This is a genomic window from Teichococcus globiformis (assembly GCF_042646265.1).
GTDB classification, from domain to species: Bacteria; Pseudomonadota; Alphaproteobacteria; order Acetobacterales; family Acetobacteraceae; genus Pseudoroseomonas; species Pseudoroseomonas globiformis.
Genome location: NZ_JBHRTN010000007.1, coordinates 312,526 through 334,178, shown reverse-complemented (window position 1 = coordinate 334,178; position 21,653 = coordinate 312,526). Strand labels below are relative to the sequence as shown.

Genomic DNA, 21,653 nt, shown 5'->3' with positions numbered 1-21,653 from the left:
GCGGTGGCCGCCGAACCCTGTTCAGCGTCACCGCAGCGAGGCCACTCCAGTAGCCTTTACCGTATGCGGGTAGCTGCCCCGGTACGAGCGGGAATGACCACGGCTGGAGCTGGCAGCGCAAAGGCGGAGCGTAGCTCGCCGGCGACAAAACGCTGAGCATCCCCTGCCCGGCCAAGTACCAGCGGGTTCACCCCAAAGAACTCATGGGTAACGCCGGCATAGTCCTGCCGCACCACCTGGACGCCGCTTTCCTGAAGTCGGGCTGCAAGCCGTTGGCCATCATCCCGCAGCGGATCGATCTCGGCCGTCACAATGATGGCTTTGGGCAAGCCGCGCAGCTCGGCTCGTCCGTAAACATCCATGCGGGTATCCGCCAAATCCGCAGGGCTCGCCGCATACTGGTCGAAGAACCAGCGCATCATGGCGGCGTTAAGCGGCTTTGCCTGCGCGTTGTCCCGATACGAGGTGGTCGTCATGTCCGTACCCGCCAGCGGGTAGATCAGCGCCATGGCGACAGGAAGCGGTGCCCTGGCCTCCCGTGCCGCCAGCGCCACGTTGAGCGCCAGATTGCCGCCCGCGCTTTCTCCGGCCACCGCCACCCGCGTCAGATCTGCGCCCAAGGACTGGGCGTTTCCTAGGGCCCACATATAGGCCGCATAGGCGTCCTCATGCGCGGCAGGGAACTTATGTTCCGGCGCCTGTCGGTAATGCACCGACAGCACAGTGGCCTGCGCTTCTGCGGCCAGCGCCCGTGCCGAGGAATCATAGGTATCGAGATCGGCGATGACGAAGCCGCCACCGTGGAAGTACACGATCAATGGCAGCGGTGCCTGCGGCACCTGGCCGGACGCCGACGGATCGACCGGGCTGTAAAGCCGCGCCGGCATCATGCCGCCTCGGCCGGGGATCTCCAGATCCCGGACCACGGCCAGCGCGCGGGGCGCGTCCGATTGCCCGGTCGCACGAAGCCGGTGCCGCGTCGCGTCGGCTAGGCTGGGCTGGAGGCGGGCTTCAGCAGGGCTCAAGTTCTCGATCGGCGACGGGCGGAGGGCCTGCAGGCTCTCCAGCAAAGCCCTCATCTGCGGATCTGCCCTGCCGGTCGGATCCGCAGGCGTTGTCGGCGCCGGCGCCACCGCGCAGCCGGCAGCCCCTCCCAGCAAGGCCAACGGCAACAGCAAACTGCTCCGACGTGAGAGGGCAATCATCCGGCTTCTCCTTGGCTCCCTGGATGGGCGCATGAACCGCCCAACGTGGCCTTGGCGGAAATGGTTGCGATATCGCAGCCACGCGGCGGTGGAAGCCGCCGCCGTTCCGTCATGACGTTGCCAATGCCGCTGCCGTCAGACGATGCCGCTGCCTCGCATGGCTGCCACCTCATCCGCGGAATAGCCGAGCCTGCTCAAGACCGCGTCGGTATGTTGTCCCAGGACTGGCGGGGCCGAGCGGTAATCCGGCGGCGTCGCGGAGAGCTTCACCGGATTGGCGATCACCGTCATGGATTCGCCTGAAGCGTGTTCCATCCGCACCAGCATATCCCGTGCTTTGACGTGCGGATCGGCGAAGACGCGGTCCAGTGTGTTGATGGGGCCGCAGCCGATCTTCAACGCCTCCAGCTTGGCGATCCATTCATCTGTCGGGATGGAGCGTGTCACGGCCGTCAGGGTTTCGGTGACCAGCGCGCGGTTGCCGACCCGTGCGGCATTGGTGGCGTAGCGCTCATCGGCGAGCAGATGCTCGAGCCCGAAATTCTTGCAGAAGCGCTCAAAGGTGGGATCGTTGCCGATCGAAAGCACCATGTATCCATCGGCGGTGGGGAACACTTGGTAGGGGACGATGTTGGGGTGCTGGTTGCTCAGGCGCGGCGGGTTCTCCCCAGTCGCCAGGTAGTTCATCCCCTGATTGGCTAGCCACGCAACATGGGTATCCAACATGCCGATGTCGATCTGCTGTCCCTCGCCCGTCTCTTGCTTGTGGCGCAGAGCGGCCAGCACGCCGATGGTGCCATACAATCCGGCGAACAGGTCGGCCACCGGGATGCCAACCTTCTGCGGCTCACCCTCGATCTCTCCCGTCAGGGACATAACACCCCCCATGGCCTGGATCAGGGCATCATAGCCCGGACGCGGAGCGTAGGGCCCGGTCTGGCCGAAGCCAGTGATGGAGCAGTAGATCAGACCGGGATATTTTTCCTTCAGTTGGTCGTAAGCCAGTCCGAACTTGGCCAGTGCACCAACCTTGAAGTTCTCCACCAGGATATCAGCGCTCTCGAGCAGGCGGTGCACCACCGCCTGGCCCTCGGACTTCGAGATGTCGAGGGTCACCGATTGCTTGTTGCGGTTGACGCCGACGAAATAGGCACTTTCCCGCGTGTTCGGCATGAAGGGCGGCGCGAAGCCGCGCGTGTCGTCGCCAGCTTGCGGCCGTTCGATCTTGATCACCTCGGCACCGAGGTCGCCCAGCATCTGCGTGCAGGTGGGGCCAGCGAGAACCCGGGTCAGATCGACGACGCGCAGGCCCTTCAGCGGTCCGGTGGGTTGGGTCATGGCGTTTGCTCCTTCATTCTTTGCTGCACGAGGATCACATCCAGTTCGGCACGATCAGAACCGCCCAGGCCAGAGCCGGCCCGGCAGCGACGACAAGGCCACTATAGATCAGGAAGCGGCGGAACAATTTCTCCCTCTCGCCTTCCGGCGCATTTGCGAGCACCAGCGCGCCATTGGTTGAGAAAGGACTGACATCGACGATGGTGGCCGAGATGGCTAGCGAGGCGATCATGCCTACCGCACCAATCTCACCACCGGCCAGAAAAGGAACGGCCAACGGGATAATGGCGCCCAGCACGCCTGTGGACGAAGCGAAGGCCGAGACGACCCCGCCGATATAGCACAGCAGCAACGCTGCCAGCAGCGGCGCACCCAGGCCCGCCACGCCGTTCGACACGCCATCGATGGCGCCGGATTGCTGCAGAACGCCGACATAGGTGATCACGCCTGCGATCAGCAGCACAGTGGACCAGCTGACCTTGTCGATGGCACCCTTCTGGGCTTCCGGCGAGAAGAGTGCCAGCAGCACTGCGATCGTAATGGCGACCATGCCGACATTCAGGCCGAAGACCAGAGAGCCGACGCCGAGAATGAGCAATCCCGCCAAGGTCAGGATCTGATCCCGCGTCGCGCGCTTCTGCGCCTGGTGGCCATTTGCAGCCGCCGGCGTGCCGCCATGGCCGCGGACAGGCAGGGAGGCACCACTCCCCTCCTCGAAATCGGAATGGCTGCCGGTATCACGCTGCCCGATCAACCGGGCGCCGCCGAACGCGAAGAACACGCCCACCGCGACAACAAGGTTGAAGATCAGGCTGGCCAGAAACAGAAACATCTCGTTCCCTGGCAGGCCGGATCGCTCCACGATCTGGTTGGTGATGCCCCCATAGATGGAGATAGGAGAAAACCCGCCACCCTGCGCGCCGTGGATCACGAGCAGGCCCATCATCAAGGGATCGATCCGGTAATGCCGGGCAAAGCGCAAGGCGATCGGCGCGATGATGGCCACCGCCGCCGGACTGACGGCACCGATCGCCGTCAGCACGGCGGCAACACCGAACATGACCCACGGGATCGCGGCGATGCGCCCCCCCACGGCAACGACGCCCCAGTGCACCAGAAGATCGATCGTTCCGTTCTTCTGCGCGATGGCGAAGAGGTAGGTTATGCCCACGAGGGTGACGAAAAGGTCGCCCGGGAAGCCGGCAAGAATAGCGCTGGCCCCCATGCCCACGGCGAAGGTGCCGATCAGGAAGGCCAAGGCAAAGGCAAGCGCTCCCATGTTGATGGGCAGCGCCGTTCCAAGAACAAACAGGACGACCAGCCCCAGAATGGAAGCTATGGCAGGCGACATCTTCGGACGTTCCTTGTGGTGAAACTACAGCGAAAATGGCTGGCGGGAGCGGGTCCGGCCCCGGAAGCATCATCAGGTGACGCTGTTACCTTCAGGGCCGCGAAGACTCAGCTGCCTGACTTCGAGCCTTCGCCATTCGCGGGCGTGCCGCCCAGCAACCGTGGCAGGTAGCCCGCGCGCGACTTCGCTGCGCCGCTTCGCGGCAGAAGCAGCGCAGGTGCGGTTACCAGCGCGTCGACCTCCGCCGAGCGGGCCACCGCGCCAGACCGCGTGAAAGCCTCATGGTTCGCTTCGATTTCGTCCGGATCATAGAGGTAGTTGACCATGATGCCGAAGGACTCGGTCATGCCCCGTGAGGCCACATTCCCCAGCCAATTGATCCGTTCCAGCCGCGCACCGTTGCCGAGGTGAAAGCGCGCCACGGGATCGATGGCGCCCATGCCGGTGTTTGGTCGCGTCAGGTACTCCGCTGTCAGCCGAAGCAGCGGTCCCCGGAGGGCGGAGGAGCGCCTTTCGTCCAGCCACCACTCGCCCTGAGTGATCGCCTCCAGAAGATCGGCAGTCGACAGGGGCTCTGCCCCAGGCTCGGCAGGCTGCAAGGCGTGCCAGGCGCCCGCTTCCTCCGGCAACAGTGCCGAGGGTTGGCGCTCCAGGCGCCGCTTGAGCCAGCGGCAGAACCCCGGCACCGGCGAAAGCGTGGAAAAAATTGTGATCTGCGGCAGCTCGGCCTTCAGCTCCTCCACCACCTGCTTGATCAGGAAGTTGCCAAAGCTGACGCCACGCAGGCCTTCCTGACAGTTGGAAATGGAATAGAAGATGGCGGTATCGGCATTCTCATCGCGGATGTCCGCCTCCGGCGGCGCCAGCAGTGGCTGGATGGCACGGGCCAGCCCCTTCACAAGCGCGACCTCAACGAAGATCAGCGGCTCGCCCGGCAGGGCCCGGTGGAAGAAGGCGAAGCAGCGGCGATCGGGCGCCAACCGGCGGCGAAGATCTTGCCAGCCCATGATTTCGTGCACGGCTTCATAGGCGATCAGCTTTTCCAGCACGGACGCGGAAGTGTCCCAATCGATTCGGCGTAGTTCCAGGAAACCGCGGTTGAACCAAGATGCGAAAAGATGCTGCAGGTCCGCGTCGAGCGGCTTGAGCTCCGGCTGCTTCTTCAAGGAGCCCAGCAACGCTTTGCGAAGCGCCACCAGCGCGGCGGTGCCGCCAGGCGCCATGTTCATGCGACGCAGCAGCTCCTGCCTCGGCGGCTCCGCCTTGTCGAACAGCACCATGGCCCGCGCGGCGGAGGGCTCTTCCAGATAAGCCTGCGCAGCGCCGCGCAGCGCCTCTTCATCGGGAACAAACTCGTTGGCAAGGAAAAGCCGGAACGCGGCACTATCCTCCGCATTCAGATCATGCAGCACGCTCAACAACTCGCGGGCCACCGCAGCACCCGAGGCCTCGCCCCGCTCCGAGAGCAGCGACTTCGCCAGCAACTCGGCACGGACCAGAGGCGGCCGTGCGATGGCCGGCACGTCGGCGTATGGCCGTCCCCGATCGGCGATCCCGGACCACAGCCGCTCCAGCCAGGTCCGGGCTTCCATGGTGATCGAAATCGGCATACTGACCCTCCCGGCGAACGACGGCGGACCGGGTGGGTGCCTCGGCGGGAGGCTCGGCCCGGTAGTAATCGGCATTATACAAACCGCTTCTTCTACCCGCTGCAAGTATACCTTCGGCCTCAGCTGCGGCCGCGGCGTATGTAAAGGGCCAGGGCAGCGCTGGCGCTCAGCATGTGCGCGCGCATCAGCTGCGCCGCCTCCTCTCCCGAACCCTTGAGAACCTGCTCAAGCACGCCCGCATGTTCCACATAGGATCGCACCGTCCGCCGTTCCTCGTGCAGCTGCGCGCGGCGATAAGGCGCCAATCTCAGGCGGAGCGCCGCGGCTTGGGCGGCAAGCACCGCGTTATGTGTGCCCTGATACAACATCTCATGGAAGGCGCGATTGTAGCTGTCGTACCCATCCAGGGTTGTTGTGGCGGGATCGAACTCGGTGTGGAAGTTCTGCAGGGTGAAGCGCTCCGTAGCCGACATGCGGTAGGTCGCGAGGCGTGCGCACATGGCTTCGGTTTCGGCCATCAGTTCAAACAAATCCGCCATTTCCTCCAGCGTCGTGCTGGCGACTCGCGCGCCACGGCGCGGCTCGATCGCAACCAGCCCCGACGCCGCCAGTCCACGGATGGCCTCCCTGACCGGTGTGCGCGAGGCATTGAAGCGCTCAGCGACGGCCGCCTCCTCGATGACACTGCCGGGGAGCAGTCGGCCTGCCGTGATATCGTCGGCCAGTTGCCTGCGGATGGTTTCGGCCAAGGTGGCCGCTATTGGGATGGCGATTCGCGGCGTGCGGTGGCTCATGATCCATGATGCTGCCTTACCCACGAAGACCGTGCCAGTGCTCCCCAGGCCCGGGCACTCCCTTGCGAGAGCGGCCGCCTCGGCGCATCGTCTGCCGCCGCGATACAGACCTATGCTGGAGAATATCTGATGACCGACGCGCTGGAACAGCTGCCATCAACACCCTGCCTTGATCCGCATACCTTGGCTCGTTCCCTCTCCGGCGCGCATTTCATTGGCGGCAGGCTAGTTCCCTCGCGCTCCGGCAGGGGCTTCCCGGTGGTCAATCCGGCAACCGGCGCCGAGATTGCCCAGGCGGCAGATGGCGATGCCGGCGATGTCGAGTTGGCGGTTGCCAATGCGGCCGAGGCGCAGAAGGGCTGGTCTCAGATCCCCGCGCGGAAGCGTGGCATGCTGGTGCATCAGGCGGCGCAGCTGATCCGCGACCACGTCGAGGAACTGGCGCGCCTCGTCGCCTTGGAAACCGGTAAAGCGCTGCGCACTGAAAGCCGAGTAGAGGCCGGCAACGTTGCCGACATCTTCGAATTCTTCGGCGGTCTGGCCGGCGAAATCAAAGGCGAAACTGTGCCCTTCGGACCGGATGTCCTGAACATCACGGTGCGCGAGCCGCTGGGGGTGGTTGGGGCGATCATCCCGTGGAACATCCCCATGATGCTGATGGCGCTGAAAGCGGCGCCGGCACTGGTTGCCGGGAACAGCATCGTCGTGAAATCCGCCGAAGAAGCACCTCTCGCCGTTCTGCGCATCGTCGAGCTGATGAACCGCGTGCTGCCGCCCGGCATCTTCAATATCCTGTCCGGGCAGGGTCCGGAATGCGGTGCGCCGTTGGTGGAGCACCCGCTCGTCAAGAAAGTGACTTTCACCGGCAGCGTCGAGACCGGACGCATCATCTACAAGGCGGCTGCCGAGAAGCTGATTCCCGTTACGCTCGAACTGGGCGGGAAGTCTCCCATGATCGTCTTCGCTGATTGTGACTTCGAGAAAACGGTGCAGGGCGCCCTAACCTCGATGCGCTTCACGCGGCAGGGACAGAGCTGCACGGCAGCGAGCCGCATCTTCGTGGAACGCTCGATCCATGACCGTTTCGTCGAAGAAATGGCGCGCCGGGTGGATGCGATGGTGATGGGTGATCCGTTGGACGAAAAGACCGACATCGGCACCATCATCTCCCCTGCGCAGTTCGACAAGGTCGCGGGCTTCATCGAGGAAGGTAAGGCCACAGCCGGCGCTCAAGGCCGCGCGTGCGCCCGCATGCCGGCGGACGCGGCCCTGCGGAAGGGTCTCTTCATCCAGCCGCATATCTTCACAGGCCTCTCCAAGGATAGCCGCCTGGTGCGCGAGGAGATCTTCGGCCCAGTCACGGTGATCTTCCCGTTCGACGATGCCGATCAGGTACTGGCCGATGCCAACGACACAGAGTTCGGCCTTGCCGCCAGTGTCTGGACCAACAATCTGAAGATCGCCATGCGCTTCGCGCATCGCATCGAGGCCGGCTTGGTGCAGATCAACCAGAACCTGGTAGTGCAACCCAACCTTTCCTATGGCGGCGTCAAGGCCTCCGGCCTCGGTAAGGAAGCCAGTCTGGAATCCATGCTGGAACACTTCACCCATAAGAAAACCATCATGGTGAACATGGCCTGATGGCCAAGCTCAGCTAAAAGGAGCGGAGGCTGCTCCTGCCGGTCCAGGGGCGGTTCGATACCGTCCCTGGCCATGGCAGACCCGTCCCGATGCGCCTTCCTCAATCACCGGTTTTCGCCGATCGCCGCTTCCTGATCATGCTGGCCCTTGGTTTCTCGGCCGGGGTGCCGTTGCCATTGACTGCCTTCATCCTGCGGCAGTGGATGTCGGAAAGCGGTATTTCGCTAGCCGCCATAGGCCTTACTGCGCTGATTGGGCTATCCTATTCCCTGAAGTTCCTTTGGTCCCCGCTTCTGGACCACCTGATGCCTCCTGCCTTCCGCAGCTGGGGCCGCCGCAGGGGCTGGCTCGCCACTATCCAGCCCCTGCTGGCTCTTTCCATCCTGGCGCTTGGCCTGACCAGCCCCGCCCTTGATCCGGAAATAACGGTTTGCGTAGCGGTGCTGGTCGCCTTTCTGTCTGCTAGCCAGGACATCGTGGTGGATGCGTACCGCATTGAGATCCTGGGCGAGGAACAGCAGGGGCTGGGACTTGCCTATTATGTCTGGGGGTACCGTGGCGCTCTCCTGGCAGCAAATGCGGGAACCCTGGCCCTTGCGGAAGTGGCAGGGTGGAGCGTTGCATTCAGCTACTGCGCCGCGCTGATCGGGATCGGCTTCTGCGCCGTCTGGCTCGGCCCGGAACCACAGCACAATCGGGCCATTACGGGGGGATGGGCCACCCGGCTACGTGCGGCAGTGGTCGAGCCCTTTGTGGACTTCACGCGCCGGCCCTACTGGCTCTGGTTGCTGCTGTTCATCGCCCTGTTCAAGCTGGGCGAAGCGTTGGCCGGGGTGATGACGGCACCTTTCTACCGGGAGATGGGCTTTTCGCGCACCGAGGTGGCGGCTGCCAGCGGCGTCTTCGGGCTTTTCGCCACCCTTGCAGGGGCCTTGGCGGGAGGGTGGCTGGTTCTCCGCATCGGAACGGCACGGGCGCTCATTCTGACTGGCATGGCGCAAATGTTGTCCAACCTCATGTATGTGGCACTTGCCCAGGCGGGCCACAGCATGCCGATGCTGTATGCCCAGGTTGGAATCGAGAACTTCACCGACGGCCTCGCCGACGCAGCCTTCGTGACCTATCTTTCCAGCCTCACCCGGCGGGCCTTCACCGCGACGCAGTATGCCCTGCTGTCTTCCCTGGCTGCTCTGCCACTGCGGACGCTGGGCGCCGGCTCCGGCACGCTGGCGGCCTGGCTCGGCTGGACCGATTTCTTTCTGCTGACCACCATCGCTGCCCTCCCCGCCATGGCCATCATGCTGTTCCTCCTACGCCGGCTTCCTCCGTCCCGAACAGTGGCCGAAGATGCGCGGGGGAGCCTCGGCGAGGGGTAGATCAGCGCCCTGCGCTTGCCGCTGCGAGAAGCTCGCAATAAACACGCGGAATGGCTGCTGGACACCATGATGCCGATTTCCCCGCTGCACCCACGCATGTCGGCCGCCGCGCCGTCATGAGTCTGTCTCTTGCCGCCGCCCTGTCCCGTGGCACCGCCGCCGCCGTGACCCTGGCAGAAACGACCCACTGGGACATAGAAAGCGCCGAAGGCAACCGGCACCGCATCCTGCTGGCCCGCCCCTCCTCGCCTCCACCGCCTGGCGGCTACCCCGTGGTCTTCCTGCTGGACGGCTCCACAACCTTTCCCATTGCCACAGCCTTCGCCCAGCAGCAGGAGAAGAGGCAAGGCGCTGCGCGGCTGGCGCCAGCCTTGCTGATCGGGATGACCTATCCGGACGGTGCCTTCGAGACACCGGGGGGACCATTCTCCCGCGATCGGGACTATACGCTGACGGGGCTTAAGGCACCCGACGGAACTGGCCAGGCAGATGCCTTTCTTGATTTCATTTCGGGACGCGTGATCCCGGAGATTGCCAGCCAATTCCCGATCGATCGGCGGCAACTGAGCCTGTTCGGCCACTCATTCGGCGGTCTCTGTGCCTTGCACAGCTTCCTGACCAGGCCGGCGATGTTCGGCACGGTGATCGCCGCCAGCCCTTCCATCTGGTGGCAGGAAGGGGTCGTCCTGCAGGAGGAACAGCGTTATGCCGCCTCCCTTCCTCCGGAGGCAGCTGGCCAGCGCCTCTTGCTGACCGTTGGCAGCCTGGAGCAGCGGACCCCTGAGCAAATCGCCATGATGTCGCCCGAACGTCAGGCGGCCGCAAGGCGACGGCTCATGATCGGCAAGGTCCAGGATCTGGCTGCGAGAATGGCCTCGCTCGGGCCGAGAGGCCCACGCGTGGATTTTGTTCTATTCGATGGCGAGAACCACGGGTCCGTCGTTCCACCCGCCGTGAGCCGCGCCATGCGGTTCGCTCTGGAAGTCTAACCGCGGGTCAACCCTTGTCGCGCATCAGACGGGCCTTATCCCGTTGCCAATCCCTGGCGGCGATGGCCTGCCGCTTGTCGGCCTTGTTCTTGCCCTCGCCCAGCCCGAGGAGCACCTTGGCAATGCCACGCTCGTTGAACAGGATCTCGAGTGGAACCAGGGTGACCCCTTCCCGCGTCACGGCGCCCGTCAACTGCTGGACCTGCTTCTTCTTCAGGAGCAGCTTGCGCGGGCGGCGTGGCTCGAACTTCGCCATGAAGCTGCCCGCCTGCCATTCCGGGATGTAGCTGTTGAACAGCCAGATCTCGCCGTCGCGTTCGCCCGCCCATGCATCGGCCAACGCTGCACGCCCAGCCCGGAGCGACTTCACCTCAGGACCAAGCAGCACCATCCCTGCCTCGAAGGTATCTCCGATCTTGTAGTCGAAGCGCGCTTTGCGGTTCTGCGCGGCGGTGCCGTGCGCAATCAGCGCTTTCTTTCGGGGCTCGGCCATGGGTGTCTCATCCGGCAGAAGGCAGAGGCGCGAGAGATGGCGCGCCTCCCTTCCAGTTCAAGGGCTTAGTTGAGGAGGCCGGCCTGAGCCAGGGCGGCTCGCACACGCCCCTCCGTGATGTCCGACACGGGCGCCATCGGCAACCGGCAGAAAGGCGACGACTTGCCTAGGAGGCTGGCCGCGAACTTCACTGGCCCGGGCGAAGTCTCGCAGAACATGGCATCGTGCAGCGGGGTCAACCGGTCCTGCAGGGCCATGGCATCGTCGATCCGGCCGGCTTGCCAAGCGTCATGCATCTCGGCACAAAGGCGCGGCGCGACGTTGGCGGTCACGCTGATGCAGCCTACGCCGCCGGCGGCACGGAAGGCCAGGGCCGTGTGATCCTCGCCAGAAAGCTGGCAGAAATCAGCACCGCAGCTCAGGCGGGTATGGAGCGGCCGGGTCAGGTTGGCGGTGGCGTCCTTGACCCCGACGATGTTGGGATGCTTCGCAAGCCGCGCCATCGTCTCGACCGACATGTCGATCACCGACCGGGGCGGGATGTTGTAGATAATGATCGGCAGGTCCACCGCATCGGCAATGGCCGTGAAGTGGAGGTACAGCCCCTCCTGCGTCGGCTTGTTGTAGTAGGGCGTCACCACGAGGGCGGCATCGGCGCCGGCCTGCTTCGCATGGCGGGTCAGGGCAATGGCTTCTTCCGTGGAGTTGGAGCCGGCGCCGGCAATGACCGGGACCCGGCCTCCGGCCGCCTCGACACAGAGTTCCACCACCCGATGATGCTCATCATGCGAGAGAGTCGGGCTCTCGCCCGTCGTTCCGACAGGCACCAGACCCTCCGTGCCCTCCCCGATCTGCCAAGCCACAAAGTCCTGGAAGGCCTTCTCGTCTAGCTTGCCGTCCGCGGCCATTGGCGTGATCAGAGCGACAAGAGACCCCTTGAACATTGACTGAGACTTTCCCGGGCAGGTCGGCAAAACGCGAAGCTAGGCGCGTGGCCTTCCGTGAGCAAGCGCTGCCGCGTGGGAAAGCATGGCATGGCGCCGGCCGGGCAACCGAAAGATATACGTTGGGCGGGTTCTGCTCTACCTTGCAGCTTATGCTCTCGCCGCGCCTCCGAAGCAGAACCACATCCCCTTTCGCCGCAGCACGTGGCCGTGCCATCGGCCTGGCCTGCCTGCTGATCCTGCCTGCGCTAGGTTCCGCGCCGGCACCGGCCATGGCACAGCCCTGGGCGTCCGAATCCGAGCGCGCAACGGGGCGGCTCGCCTTGGCGGCAGCCAATGCCGGACGCTGGAGCGAGGCCCAGTCCATTGCCGATGCGGGCGCTGACCCGATGGCGGTGAAACTGATCGCCTGGATGCGGATGCAGGTTCGTGGCCTGTCCAATGCCCAGGAAATTGCGGCCTTCACTTCGGCCAATCCTGGCTGGCCGCTTATGGCATCGCTGACGCTGCGTGGCGAGGAAGCCCTGCCTGTAATGGCGGAGGATGCCCTTATCCTGCAGCTGTTCCAGCATCATCCGCCACGAGGCCTCACGGCCGCACGGCAATATGCCGAGGCGCTGCAACGAAGTGGTGATCAGGCCGGCGCTGTGCGGGCAATCCGCGCAGCTTGGCGTGACACACCACCGGACCCGGGTGCGGAGGCAGGCTTCCTGACCAGTCTCGCCGGTGTGCTGACGCCGGAGGATCATCAGATCCGCTACGAACGGCTTGGTTGGCAGAGGCAGATGCAGGGCGCCGCACGCGTGGTTCCCCTTCTCCCCCCCGGCGAACGTCTGGCTGCCGAGCTGCGCCTGGCACTGGCCGAGGGCGAAGCTGCGGCGGAGGCTGGTGCGCAACCCCGCGCGGCACGGCATCTTTCCCTGTCCTTCGAGCTGGCGCGGCACCTCCGGCGACAGGAGCGTGACCGTGAGGCGGCGTCGGTCTGGCAAGCGGCGGAGCCGCTGCTGCAGAACCTCACCTCCGAAGCCGCCCGGGCAGTCTGGGCGGAGCGGCAGATCCTGGCGCGAAAGCTGATGCGCCTGGGCGAGCCAGCCCTGGCCTATCGACTAGCGTCCCGGAATGGCGCCACCGATGGCGAGGCGTTCTACGAGGCCGAGTTCCTGGCGGGCTTCGTTGCGCTCCGCAAGCTGAACGACCCGGCTGCGGCCGCCGCACATTTCGCCCGGCTGGACCGGGGCAGCAACAGCGTCATCACCCGTTCCCGCGCGGCCTACTGGCAGGGGCGCGCCGCCGCCTCCCGCGCCCGGGGCAAGGAAGCCACTGCCTTCTATGCCGCTGCCGCAGCGTTCCCCACCGCCTTCTACGGGCAGCTTGCCTCCCGCGCGCTTGGTGAATCCCCAGCGCAGCTCGCGAGCCGGATCCGCGCTGTTGCCTCGCCGCAGCCCACCGCCGATCAAGCCGCCGCCTTCCTCGACAAGGATCTTGTGCACGCGGTCCTGACGCTGGCGGATCTGGGCGACACGGACCGCGCGCGGTCCTTCCTGCTGCGCCTTCAGGGCACTGCGCCGAGCGCCGGTGAGCAGATGCTGGCAGCCAGGCTGGCGGCGAGCATCGGCCGCCAGGACCATGCTGTGTGGGTAGCGCGCCGTGCCGGGGCCGATGGCGTGGTGCTGCTTCCGGAAGGCTTCCCGACACCCTACGCGCTGCCGGATGATTCTCCGGCGGAGCCTGCCATCGTCTATGCCGTGGCTCGGCAAGAGAGCAATTTCGATCCGTCCGCCACCTCGGCGGCCAATGCCCGCGGGCTGATGCAGCTGCTGCCGGACACTGCCGTGCTTGTGGCGCGTCAGATGGGCATCCCGAACCAGACGGCCTGGCTGATCAGCCGGCCGGACCACAATCTTCGACTCGGCGCTCGTTACTTGTCGGACCAATTAGCCCGGTTCGGCAACCTCGCCATGGCTGCCGCCGCCTATAATGCCGGTCCACGCCGTGTGGAGGAATGGCTCGTGACCTACGGTGATCCACGCCTACCATCCAGCGGTCCGCGGGAAGATCTGATCGACTGGATGGAGCAGATCCCCTTCTCCGAAACCCGCAACTATGCACAGCGGGTGGTGGAGAACGCGGTGATCTACCGGGCGCTGCTCGGGCAGAACGACCTGGAGCATCCTTTGCAGCCCTGGCTTGACAGAAGCCACTCCGAGGTGGCGTCTCGCTGAATGACCACGCCTTTAGCCGCCCCGCCCATCCTGCCGGCCGCCACCCTGCCGCGCCTGCTGGCCAGCATGGGCGGCGTAGGCTTCTTGCGCCCTGCGCCCGGAACATGGGGCAGCGCGCTGATTCTGCCGGCAGGGTTGCTCGGCCCTGAATTTTGCCTCGCCTTGGCAGCCCTGCTGGCCCTGCTGGGCTGGTGGGCGGTGGAGCGTGTCGCCGACCGGCACCTTGATCCGTCCTGGATCGTGATCGATGAGGGGGCCGGGCAGAGCCTGGCGCTTGCCGGCATGGCCACCGCCGGTGACATGACTGGCTTGGTTCTGGCCTTCCTTCTTTTCCGCCTCTTCGACATCACCAAGCCAGGCCCGGTAGGATGGGCTGACCGGCGCAAGGGCACGGCCGGTGTGATGCTTGACGATCTTTTCGCAGGGGGCCTGGCCGCCTCCATCATCATGGCGCTGCACGCGATGGAGCTCATGCCGTGAACCATTGGCCTTCGGCGACAGCGTTGGAACAGGCCGCCGAGGTACTGGTCCGGTTTCAACGATTGGGCCTCTGCATCGCGACCGCCGAGAGCTGCACGGGTGGGCTGGTCAGCGCGGCGCTGACGGCAGTACCAGGCTCGTCATCCACCCTTCTGGCTGGCTTCGTCACGTACTCCAACGAGGCCAAGGAAAGCATGCTCGGCGTTCCCGCCTCCGTCCTGGCTGAGTTCGGCGCCGTCAGCGAAGCTGTGGCTCGCGCCATGGCGGAAGGTGCCCTGGATCGCTCCAGCGCCGATGTTTCCGTAGCGATCACCGGCATTGCCGGACCAGGAGGCGCAACTGCGGACAAGCCCGTAGGCTTGGTGCACTTCGCCGCTGCCAAAAGAGGCGGCGACACCGTCGCGCGCCATCACGTCTTCGCCGGCGATCGGGACGCCGTGCGCTCAGCCAGTCTGGTTGAGGCCCTGAACCTGCTTCTTGAAGCCGCAAAAGCCTGAGCCGGACGCCAAACCACTGCGCAAGCTCCGGCGGGCATGGCGATCGCCGCTGGCGCGCGGCGCCGAAGACGGCTATGAGCGCACCGCCATGATGACCATCCTGCTCGTCCTGCATCTGTTCGTGACCCTCGCCCTGATCGGCGTGGTTTTGTTGCAGCGCTCCGAAGGCGGCGGCCTTGGGATCGGCTCTTCCCAAGGCATGGGTTCGTTCATGACGGGGCGCGGCACGGCCAATCTTCTGACCCGCTCCACCGCGGTCCTCGCCACACTGTTCATGGCCCTGGCCATGGCCATGGCGCTGATTGGACGCGGACAATCGGGAGCCGGTTCCATTTTGGATGCCCCGCCGCCGCCCGCCGTGACCGGTGAGCAGCCTTTGCAGCCATCCGCTCCGGCCGGGCAGCCTGGCAGCACCACCGGAAGCTCTGCGCCGCCGCAACCAGCGACTCCACCGCCGGCCAGCGTGCCGACCAACTGATCCGCTGAACGGGCGCCGGGCAACCAGGCGCCCGACTCTTTTGTGGAGGGTGCCGTCAGCCCCTCGATCCCCGGCGGAACCTATCCAGCTCCGCTTTCATCAGGCAGCAGCTTTGCCATCCCGCCACTTCCCGGCGACGATGCGGCGCGTTAGAAAGGTGGCCCATGACGCGGTTCGTTTTCATCACCGGCGGCGTGGTTTCCTCCCTCGGCAAGGGCATTGCGGCGGCCAGCCTTGGCGCCCTCCTGCAGGCACGGGGCTACAAGGTCCGCATTCGCAAGCTTGATCCTTACCTCAACGTTGATCCGGGCACGATGAGCCCGTACCAGCACGGTGAGGTATTCGTTACCGACGATGGCGCGGAAGCCGACCTTGATCTGGGCCATTACGAGCGCTTCACCGGCGTGCATGCGTCGCGGGGCGACAGCTACACTTCCGGCCGCATCTACGCCGAGGTGATCGCCAAGGAGCGCCGCGGCGACTACCTCGGCGGGACCGTGCAGGTGATCCCGCACATCACCGACGCCATCAAGGAAGCCGCCACGGCCGACACCGAAGGGCTGGATTTCGTTCTGGTCGAGGTTGGCGGCACGGTTGGCGACATCGAGAGCCTGCCCTTCCTGGAAGCGCTGCGCCAGCTGCACAATGAGCTCGGCCCGCAGCGCAGCCTGTTCATGCACCTGACCTTGGTGCCCTACATCCCCTCCGCTGGCGAGCTGAAGACCAAGCCGACTCAGCACTCGGTGAAGGAGCTGTTGGGCCTTGGTATCCAGCCGCAGATCCTTCTCTGCCGCTGCGACAGGCCGATCCCCGAGAACGAGCGCCGCAAAATCGCGTTGTTCTGCAACGTTCGGCCTGAGAGCGTGATCCCGGCGCTGGATGCCAGCTCCATCTATGCCGTGCCTTTGCAGTACCACGCGGAGGGGCTGGATCGCGAAGTGCTGCGGCATTTCGGCCTGTCGATCTATGGTGACCCGGACCTTTCCAACTGGAAGCGTATTGTCCGCCGACTCGAGAATCCCGAGGGCGAGGTTAAGATCGCCGTGGTCGGCAAATACATCTCGCTGCTGGATGCCTATAAGTCCTTGGCAGAGGCATTGACCCATGGCGGCATCCAGCACGGCGTGAAGGTGCGTCTGGAATGGGTGGACAGCCAAGTATTCGAGACCCCGGATGCGCTGGACCGCCTGGAGGGCGTGCATGGCATCCTGGTGCCGGGCGGCTTCGGTGAGCGCGGTGCGGAGGGCAAGATCGAGGCTGTACGCTTCGCACGGGAGCGGAAGGTGCCGTTCCTTGGCATCTGCTTCGGTATGCAGATGGCGGTGATCGAGGCAGCGCGGAACCTCGTGGGCATCGAGGCGGCGTCCTCCACCGAGTTTGGTCCCTGCGCGGAACCGGTTGTGGGATTGATGACCGATTGGCTCCGAGGCAATGAGCGCGAAATCCGGAGCGCCGAAGGCGACCTCGGCGGCACGATGCGGCTGGGTGCCTATCCTGCGCAACTGTCCGAAGGTTCCCTGGTCCGCAAGGTCTACGGACAGGCCCAAATCGAAGAGCGTCACCGCCACCGCTTCGAGGTCAACATCGGCTACCGCGAACGTCTGGAGGAAGCCGGGCTGCAGTTCTCCGGCCTTTCGCCGGACGGATTGCTGCCGGAGATCGTGGAGTATCCCGATCACCCCTGGTTCATTGGTGTTCAGTACCATCCCGAACTGAAGTCCAAGCCGTTCGCGCCGCATCCTCTGTTCGGTGGGTTCGTGGGCGCGGCCGTACAGCAGGCCCGCCTGGTCTGACCACGCCACCGCCTTAGCACTCTGGCAAGGGCGGCGGAGGAATCCTGCGCCGGCCTGTCCCCTCCTGCGGAATCCCTCGTGGCGGCGGCCGGACCTGCCGTCGGAGGTTTTCCATGCTTGCTGCGTCGAAGCTTCTCGCCGACCGGGTCAGGCTGTTGCACCGTGCCGCAGCGCTGATGGCCTTGTTGGGTCTCCTCGGTACCCTGATCCTGTGGCAGGTCACCTGGAAGCGCAGCGCCCACGATGCAGATGCGAGCTTCACCGACGCTTTCCGGCACGTCACGCAGTTGGTGGATGAGCGAATGCTGCGGAACCTGGATCTGCTTGCCGGCTTCCGCGGGCTCTTCAGTGTAGGCAGCAATGTTAGCCGCATGCAGTTCCATGAGCACGCCGCAGGTTTACGCCTGAGCGAGCGTTTTCCCGGCATGATGTCGGTGCAGTACGCGCCGCTTGTGCCTCATGGTGAGCAACTCTCCTTCGAGAGCAGTGCTCGCGCCGATCGCAGCCTGGATCCGAACGGCTATCCGGACTTCGCCATTACGCCTGCCGGTGACCGGAACTTCTATACGCCCGTGCTGTACATGGAACCGATGGCCGGAAATGAATCCGGTTTCGGCTACGATGCCAGTGCCGAACCCGCGAGACTGCGCACCATCGAACGCGCCCGGGACACGGGAGTAGCCACCGCCGGACCGCCGGTCAGAACGCAGGATGGCACCGTGATCGTGGTGCGGCTGGCCTTGTACCGCGGCAACGCTCCCGCCTGGACCGAGGTCCAGCGTCGGCAGGGCTTTGAGGGTCTGGTGAACGGCGTCATCAAGGGCCCCGACATGTTCGTCGGCGTCTTGCCGGATGCCCGCAATGGTTACCGGCTGCGCATCGAAGATCGAGGCATCGAGGGTAAGCCGCCCGCTGAGCCAATCCTGATCCTCGATACGGATGAGGGGAACGCGCCGGCCCCCCGTGCAAGCGGACATCGCCTGGAACGGACCATTCTTGTTGCCGGCAGGCAATGGGCGGTCGCCCTGACACGGCCGTCGCAGAATTTTGCCTTCTCCGCCCTGCCCCTGGCCGTGCTGCTGGCTGGCTTGTGCATCACCTTCACCCTGTGCTGGCTGCTCCGCGCCATCGCCACCCATCACGAGCAAACCGCCAGCATGAACCGCCGGTTGGCCCACGCCGCTCAGCACGATCCACTCACCGGCCTGCCGAATCGGACATTGCTTGAGGTGCGCGTGCATGAGGCTATCACCGACGCCATGGCAAGCGGACGCAGCTTGGCCGTCATCTTCATCGACTTGGATCGCTTCAAGCCCATCAACGACACGCTGGGTCACGATGCCGGCGACGCCATCCTGCGCCAAGTAGCGCGCCGCCTCTGCGGCGCTGTTCGGCCGACGGACACGGTGTCGCGGCTTGGAGGGGACGAGTTCATCGTGCTGCTCTCCGACCTTCCGGCGCCGGATCTGTGGCAGTTGGCGGCGGCGCGAATCCAGCGCAACCTCGCCCAGCCCATGAGCCACGGCGCCCACATCGTCACTGTGGGCGCCAGCCTGGGCGTGGCCCTGTTTCCTCAGCATGGGACGGACGCCTCCGCCCTGCTCCGCCATGCGGATGCGGCAATGTACGGTGTCAAGCGCGGCCGGGCCGCAAGGGATCATGACTCGGCCGCCTGAGGCGATGCGGCGAAATTAGGCCACGGAAATGTCGTCTCCCGCGTTGTGCGCGGCCCTTGCCCTGCCGTGCGGACCGTCCTATCCGCGCTAGGACCGGCGTGAACTGCGCGCCATTTTGCCGAAGGGGGGCCTCCCATGACCGCCATTGCCGACATCATCGCCCGCGAGATCCTGGATTCCCGTGGCAATCCCACCGTTGAGGTCGATGTTGTGCTGGAGAGCGGCGCGATTGGTCGTGCCGCGGTTCCCTCCGGAGCCTCCACCGGCGCGCACGAAGCCGTTGAACTGCGCGACGGCGACAAGGCTCGGTTCCATGGTAAGGGCGTCCTGAAGGCCATCGCCAATGTCGAAGGTGAAATCTTCGACGCCCTGTCCGGCATGGATGCGACCGAGCAGGTGAAGATCGACGAGGTGATGATCTCCCTCGACGGCACGCCAAACAAGTCGCGCCTCGGCGCCAATGCCATTCTGGCCGTGTCGCTGGCCACGGCCAAGGCGGCTGCGAACCATTTCGACGTGCCGCTTTACCGGTATGTGGGTGGTGTTTTCGCCCGTACCCTGCCCGTGCCGATGATGAACATCATCAATGGCGGACAGCATGCCGACAATCCGATCGACATCCAGGAATTCATGATCATGCCGGTGGCAGCAGGCAGCTCGGCCGAGGCTGCCCGTATTGGCTCCGAGGTGTTCATGAGCCTCAAGAAGGCACTGCATGATGCGGGCCACAACACCAATGTCGGTGACGAGGGCGGCTTTGCACCCGATCTGAAGTCCGCCGACGAAGCGTTGGGCTTCATCGCCAAAGCCTGCGAGGCCGCCGGTCACCGGGTCGGCGAAGACATCATGTTCGCTCTCGACTGCGCCTCGACCGAGTTCTTCAAGAACGGCACCTACGACATGGAGGGCGAGGGCAAGAAGCTGGATGCCGCCGGCATGGTCGATTACCTGGCCGATCTTTGCGCTAAGTTTCCCATCATCTCCATCGAGGATGGCTGCGCCGAGGATGACTGGGAAGGCTGGAAGTTTTTGACCGACAAGCTCGGCGGCAAGGTGCAACTGGTGGGCGACGACCTTTTCGTTACCAATCCGGAGCGCCTGCGCCAGGGCATCGAGAAGAAGACCGGCAACTCCATCCTCGTCAAAGTGAACCAGATCGGTTCGCTGACCGAAACGCTGGAAGCGGTGGAAATGGCGCACCGCGCCGGATACACGGCCGTGATGTCCCACCGCTCGGGCGAGACGGAAGATTCAACCATCGCCGATCTCGCTGTGGCCACGAATTGCGGGCAGATCAAGACTGGCTCCCTTTCGCGCTCCGATCGCCTGGCCAAGTACAACCAGCTCATCCGGATCGAGCAGGGGCTGGGACCGGCCGCTCGCTACGCGGGGCGCACCATTCTGAAGCGCTGAGGAAGCTCCAGGTCGTGGCAGCTGCGCCACGACCAGAAAAAATTCACTACCGCGTGAAGGTAAAGCTTGCAAGAATCTAGCAAGCCAGCGTTAACCTCCCGCCTGATATCAGCCTTTCAAGGCATTGATTTGGCGGGAGCCTTCCATGCGGGCCATCAAGCGGACAATCAACATCCTTTGGCTGCCGCTGGTCTTTGGCGGGCTCATCTGGCACTTCGCCTGGTACGCCGTTCATGGCCCGCGCGTCGGCTCGCTGGCACGGGAAGCGAAAGCCGCCGAGATCAGCTCAGCGCATGGCATACTGACCAAGGTGGAAGCTGAGCGCGACGCGATGGAACGGAAAGTCGCGGGCTTGCGTGGTGATCTTATCGACCGCGACGTGCTTGATGAGCGTGCCAGGGCGCTGCTGAACATGGTAGGCAAGGACGAGTTGGTGGTGCCATACGGCAGCAATCAGCGTCTCTACTGAGCCATCAGCGCAGCGCCAGTTCCACAAGAGCGCGCGAGGCACGGCTTGCATAACGCTCGCGGTGCCGCAACGCCTTGAAGCTGCGGGGCGGCATGGTGACCCCGCAGCGAACCAGCAGTCCCGCTGCGAGGTGCGGTCCTGCGGCGCGTTCCGAAACAACCGTCGCGCCATTGTTGGCCTGAACGGCTGCCAGCACTGCTTCGTTCGAGGGCAGTTCCAGCGTCACCTGGAGCCTCTCCGGCAACAGGCCATGTTCGCGAAGCCACACCTCAAAGGCGGCGCGAGTGCCTGATCCGGATTCGCGAAGAACCCACGACGTCTCAAACATCCGTTCCGCTTCGAGATGACCTCCCCCGGCCCAGACGTGACCAGGCGCTGTCACCACGATCAACTGATCACGCGCCAGAATCGTCTGATCAAGGAGGGGGTTATCCACTTCACCCTCCACCAGTCCTAACTCGGCCGCCCCGGCTTCCACCGCATGCGCCACGCTGCTGGTGTTTCCCGCGACAACTTCCACCGTGACTTCAGGACATATGGTGCCGAACCGCACCAGCAATGGTGGCAGCCAGTAACTTGCCACCGTCTGACTGGCCTGAATCCGCAGGGTACCGCGGAGGGTGCCGCCAAGCTCCGACAAGACCAGCTCTGCCGCTTCGGCCCGGGCCAGCACCGCTACCGCCTCAGCTCTGAACACCCTGCCCGCCTGCGTCAGCTCGATCCGACGGCCAACACGGTGAAACAGGGCGATACCATGCCGGGCTTCCAACGAGCGGATGGCGGCACTGACTGCCGACTGGGTCAGGTGCAGCGTACCGGCTGCGCGCGTGACGTGCTCGCACTCCGCAACAGCCACAAAGATCCGCAATTGCTCCAGCGTCATA

Annotated in this window: 19 protein-coding genes; 11 read left to right on the top strand and 8 right to left on the bottom strand. The window is 64.8% G+C overall.

Features of this window, described 5'->3' with window-relative positions:
* Positions 1-56: 56 nt before the first annotated feature.
* From ACFOD4_RS06790 to ACFOD4_RS06770, 5 genes are all read right to left on the bottom strand, one after another.
* Entirely contained in the window at positions 57-1,079 is a 1,023-nt protein-coding gene (locus ACFOD4_RS06790; protein WP_379595174.1) for an alpha/beta hydrolase, read from the bottom strand.
* Positions 1,080-1,340: 261 nt separating this feature from the next.
* A complete protein-coding gene (locus ACFOD4_RS06785; RefSeq protein ID WP_379595173.1) occupies positions 1,341-2,543 on the bottom strand; it encodes a CaiB/BaiF CoA transferase family protein in 1,203 nt (400 codons plus the stop codon).
* A gap of 34 nt (positions 2,544-2,577) precedes the next feature.
* Positions 2,578-3,894 carry an SLC13 family permease gene (locus tag ACFOD4_RS06780; protein WP_379595172.1) on the bottom strand — a complete coding sequence of 439 codons (1,317 nt, stop codon included), beginning with the start codon at positions 3,892-3,894 and terminating at the stop codon, positions 2,578-2,580.
* A gap of 107 nt (positions 3,895-4,001) precedes the next feature.
* Positions 4,002-5,504 carry a malonyl-CoA decarboxylase gene (locus tag ACFOD4_RS06775; protein ID WP_379595171.1) on the bottom strand — a complete coding sequence of 501 codons (1,503 nt, stop codon included), beginning with the start codon at positions 5,502-5,504 and terminating at the stop codon, positions 4,002-4,004.
* A gap of 119 nt (positions 5,505-5,623) precedes the next feature.
* Positions 5,624-6,253, bottom strand: coding sequence for a GntR family transcriptional regulator (locus ACFOD4_RS06770; RefSeq protein ID WP_379595170.1), 630 nt, complete (start codon positions 6,251-6,253; stop codon positions 5,624-5,626).
* A gap of 174 nt (positions 6,254-6,427) precedes the next feature.
* Here ACFOD4_RS06770 and ACFOD4_RS06765 point away from each other — a divergent pair, with 174 nt between their 5' ends.
* From ACFOD4_RS06765 to ACFOD4_RS06755, 3 genes are all read left to right on the top strand, one after another.
* Positions 6,428-7,939 carry an aldehyde dehydrogenase family protein gene (locus tag ACFOD4_RS06765; protein WP_379595169.1) on the top strand — a complete coding sequence of 504 codons (1,512 nt, stop codon included), beginning with the start codon at positions 6,428-6,430 and terminating at the stop codon, positions 7,937-7,939.
* A gap of 89 nt (positions 7,940-8,028) precedes the next feature.
* Positions 8,029-9,315, top strand: coding sequence for an AmpG family muropeptide MFS transporter (locus ACFOD4_RS06760; protein ID WP_379595168.1), 1,287 nt, complete (start codon positions 8,029-8,031; stop codon positions 9,313-9,315).
* Between the two features lie 50 nt (positions 9,316-9,365).
* Positions 9,366-10,304 (top strand): alpha/beta hydrolase, encoded by a 939-nt coding sequence (locus tag ACFOD4_RS06755; protein ID WP_379595167.1) that lies wholly within the window; start codon positions 9,366-9,368, stop codon positions 10,302-10,304.
* Positions 10,305-10,311: 7 nt separating this feature from the next.
* Here the strand turns inward: ACFOD4_RS06755 and smpB are convergent, their stop codons facing one another.
* Positions 10,312-10,797, bottom strand: a complete 486-nt coding sequence (gene smpB, locus ACFOD4_RS06750) for an SsrA-binding protein SmpB (protein ID WP_379595166.1) — start codon at positions 10,795-10,797, stop codon at positions 10,312-10,314.
* Between the two features lie 65 nt (positions 10,798-10,862).
* On the bottom strand, positions 10,863-11,741 hold the full coding sequence (gene dapA / locus ACFOD4_RS06745) for a 4-hydroxy-tetrahydrodipicolinate synthase (protein WP_379595165.1): 879 nt from the start codon (positions 11,739-11,741) through the stop codon (positions 10,863-10,865).
* A gap of 272 nt (positions 11,742-12,013) precedes the next feature.
* Here dapA and ACFOD4_RS06740 point away from each other — a divergent pair, with 272 nt between their 5' ends.
* The 8 genes from ACFOD4_RS06740 to ACFOD4_RS06705 all read left to right on the top strand — a co-directional run bounded on the left by ACFOD4_RS06740 (position 12,014) and on the right by ACFOD4_RS06705 (position 20,769).
* Positions 12,014-13,963, top strand: coding sequence for a lytic transglycosylase domain-containing protein (locus tag ACFOD4_RS06740; RefSeq protein ID WP_379595164.1), 1,950 nt, complete (start codon positions 12,014-12,016; stop codon positions 13,961-13,963).
* The gene (locus ACFOD4_RS06735; RefSeq protein WP_379595163.1) at positions 13,964-14,443 is read left to right on the top strand and encodes a phosphatidylglycerophosphatase A family protein; all 480 of its coding nucleotides are present in this window, start codon (positions 13,964-13,966) and stop codon (positions 14,441-14,443) included.
* Positions 14,440-14,940, top strand: coding sequence for a CinA family protein (locus ACFOD4_RS06730; RefSeq protein WP_379595162.1), 501 nt, complete (start codon positions 14,440-14,442; stop codon positions 14,938-14,940). Before ACFOD4_RS06735 ends, ACFOD4_RS06730 begins: the two co-directional genes overlap by 4 nt.
* Positions 14,941-15,028: 88 nt before the next feature.
* Positions 15,029-15,418, top strand: coding sequence for a preprotein translocase subunit SecG (gene secG / locus ACFOD4_RS06725; RefSeq protein ID WP_379595161.1), 390 nt, complete (start codon positions 15,029-15,031; stop codon positions 15,416-15,418).
* 164 nt (positions 15,419-15,582) lie between these two features.
* Entirely contained in the window at positions 15,583-17,211 is a 1,629-nt protein-coding gene (locus ACFOD4_RS06720; protein ID WP_379595160.1) for a CTP synthase, read from the top strand.
* Between the two features lie 113 nt (positions 17,212-17,324).
* Positions 17,325-18,887: a diguanylate cyclase domain-containing protein gene (locus ACFOD4_RS06715; protein WP_379595159.1), complete on the top strand. Its 1,563-nt coding sequence runs from the start codon at positions 17,325-17,327 to the stop codon at positions 18,885-18,887.
* Between the two features lie 135 nt (positions 18,888-19,022).
* The gene (eno, locus tag ACFOD4_RS06710) at positions 19,023-20,300 is read left to right on the top strand and encodes a phosphopyruvate hydratase (protein WP_379595158.1); all 1,278 of its coding nucleotides are present in this window, start codon (positions 19,023-19,025) and stop codon (positions 20,298-20,300) included.
* Positions 20,301-20,445: 145 nt separating this feature from the next.
* On the top strand, positions 20,446-20,769 hold the full coding sequence (locus tag ACFOD4_RS06705; RefSeq protein ID WP_379595157.1) for an FtsB family cell division protein: 324 nt from the start codon (positions 20,446-20,448) through the stop codon (positions 20,767-20,769).
* 4 nt (positions 20,770-20,773) lie between these two features.
* Here ACFOD4_RS06705 and ACFOD4_RS06700 read toward each other — a convergent pair whose 3' ends face one another.
* Positions 20,774-21,652: a LysR family transcriptional regulator gene (locus ACFOD4_RS06700; protein ID WP_379595156.1), complete on the bottom strand. Its 879-nt coding sequence runs from the start codon at positions 21,650-21,652 to the stop codon at positions 20,774-20,776.
* Position 21,653 lies beyond the last annotated feature (1 nt).

Excerpts from the sequence above, each read along its gene's own strand:
- ACFOD4_RS06790 (WP_379595174.1), bottom strand. The coding sequence starts at position 1,079 with ATGAGGGCTTTGCTGGAGAGCCTGCAGGCCCTCCGCCCGTCGCCGATC.
- ACFOD4_RS06785 (WP_379595173.1), bottom strand. The coding sequence starts at position 2,543 with ATGACCCAACCCACCGGACCGCTGAAGGGCCTGCGCGTCGTCGATCTG.
- ACFOD4_RS06780 (WP_379595172.1), bottom strand. The coding sequence starts at position 3,894 with ATGTCGCCTGCCATAGCTTCCATTCTGGGGCTGGTCGTCCTGTTTGTT.
- ACFOD4_RS06775 (WP_379595171.1), bottom strand. The coding sequence starts at position 5,504 with ATGCCGATTTCGATCACCATGGAAGCCCGGACCTGGCTGGAGCGGCTG.
- ACFOD4_RS06765 (WP_379595169.1), top strand. The coding sequence starts at position 6,428 with ATGACCGACGCGCTGGAACAGCTGCCATCAACACCCTGCCTTGATCCG.
- ACFOD4_RS06760 (WP_379595168.1), top strand. The coding sequence starts at position 8,029 with ATGCGCCTTCCTCAATCACCGGTTTTCGCCGATCGCCGCTTCCTGATC.
- ACFOD4_RS06755 (WP_379595167.1), top strand. The coding sequence starts at position 9,366 with ATGGCTGCTGGACACCATGATGCCGATTTCCCCGCTGCACCCACGCAT.
- smpB (WP_379595166.1), bottom strand. The coding sequence starts at position 10,797 with ATGGCCGAGCCCCGAAAGAAAGCGCTGATTGCGCACGGCACCGCCGCG.
- dapA (WP_379595165.1), bottom strand. The coding sequence starts at position 11,741 with ATGTTCAAGGGGTCTCTTGTCGCTCTGATCACGCCAATGGCCGCGGAC.
- ACFOD4_RS06740 (WP_379595164.1), top strand. The coding sequence starts at position 12,014 with ATGGCACAGCCCTGGGCGTCCGAATCCGAGCGCGCAACGGGGCGGCTC.
- ACFOD4_RS06735 (WP_379595163.1), top strand. The coding sequence starts at position 13,964 with ATGACCACGCCTTTAGCCGCCCCGCCCATCCTGCCGGCCGCCACCCTG.
- secG (WP_379595161.1), top strand. The coding sequence starts at position 15,029 with ATGATGACCATCCTGCTCGTCCTGCATCTGTTCGTGACCCTCGCCCTG.
- ACFOD4_RS06720 (WP_379595160.1), top strand. The coding sequence starts at position 15,583 with ATGACGCGGTTCGTTTTCATCACCGGCGGCGTGGTTTCCTCCCTCGGC.
- ACFOD4_RS06715 (WP_379595159.1), top strand. The coding sequence starts at position 17,325 with ATGCTTGCTGCGTCGAAGCTTCTCGCCGACCGGGTCAGGCTGTTGCAC.
- eno (WP_379595158.1), top strand. The coding sequence starts at position 19,023 with ATGACCGCCATTGCCGACATCATCGCCCGCGAGATCCTGGATTCCCGT.
- ACFOD4_RS06705 (WP_379595157.1), top strand. The coding sequence starts at position 20,446 with ATGCGGGCCATCAAGCGGACAATCAACATCCTTTGGCTGCCGCTGGTC.
- ACFOD4_RS06700 (WP_379595156.1), bottom strand. The coding sequence starts at position 21,652 with ATGACGCTGGAGCAATTGCGGATCTTTGTGGCTGTTGCGGAGTGCGAG.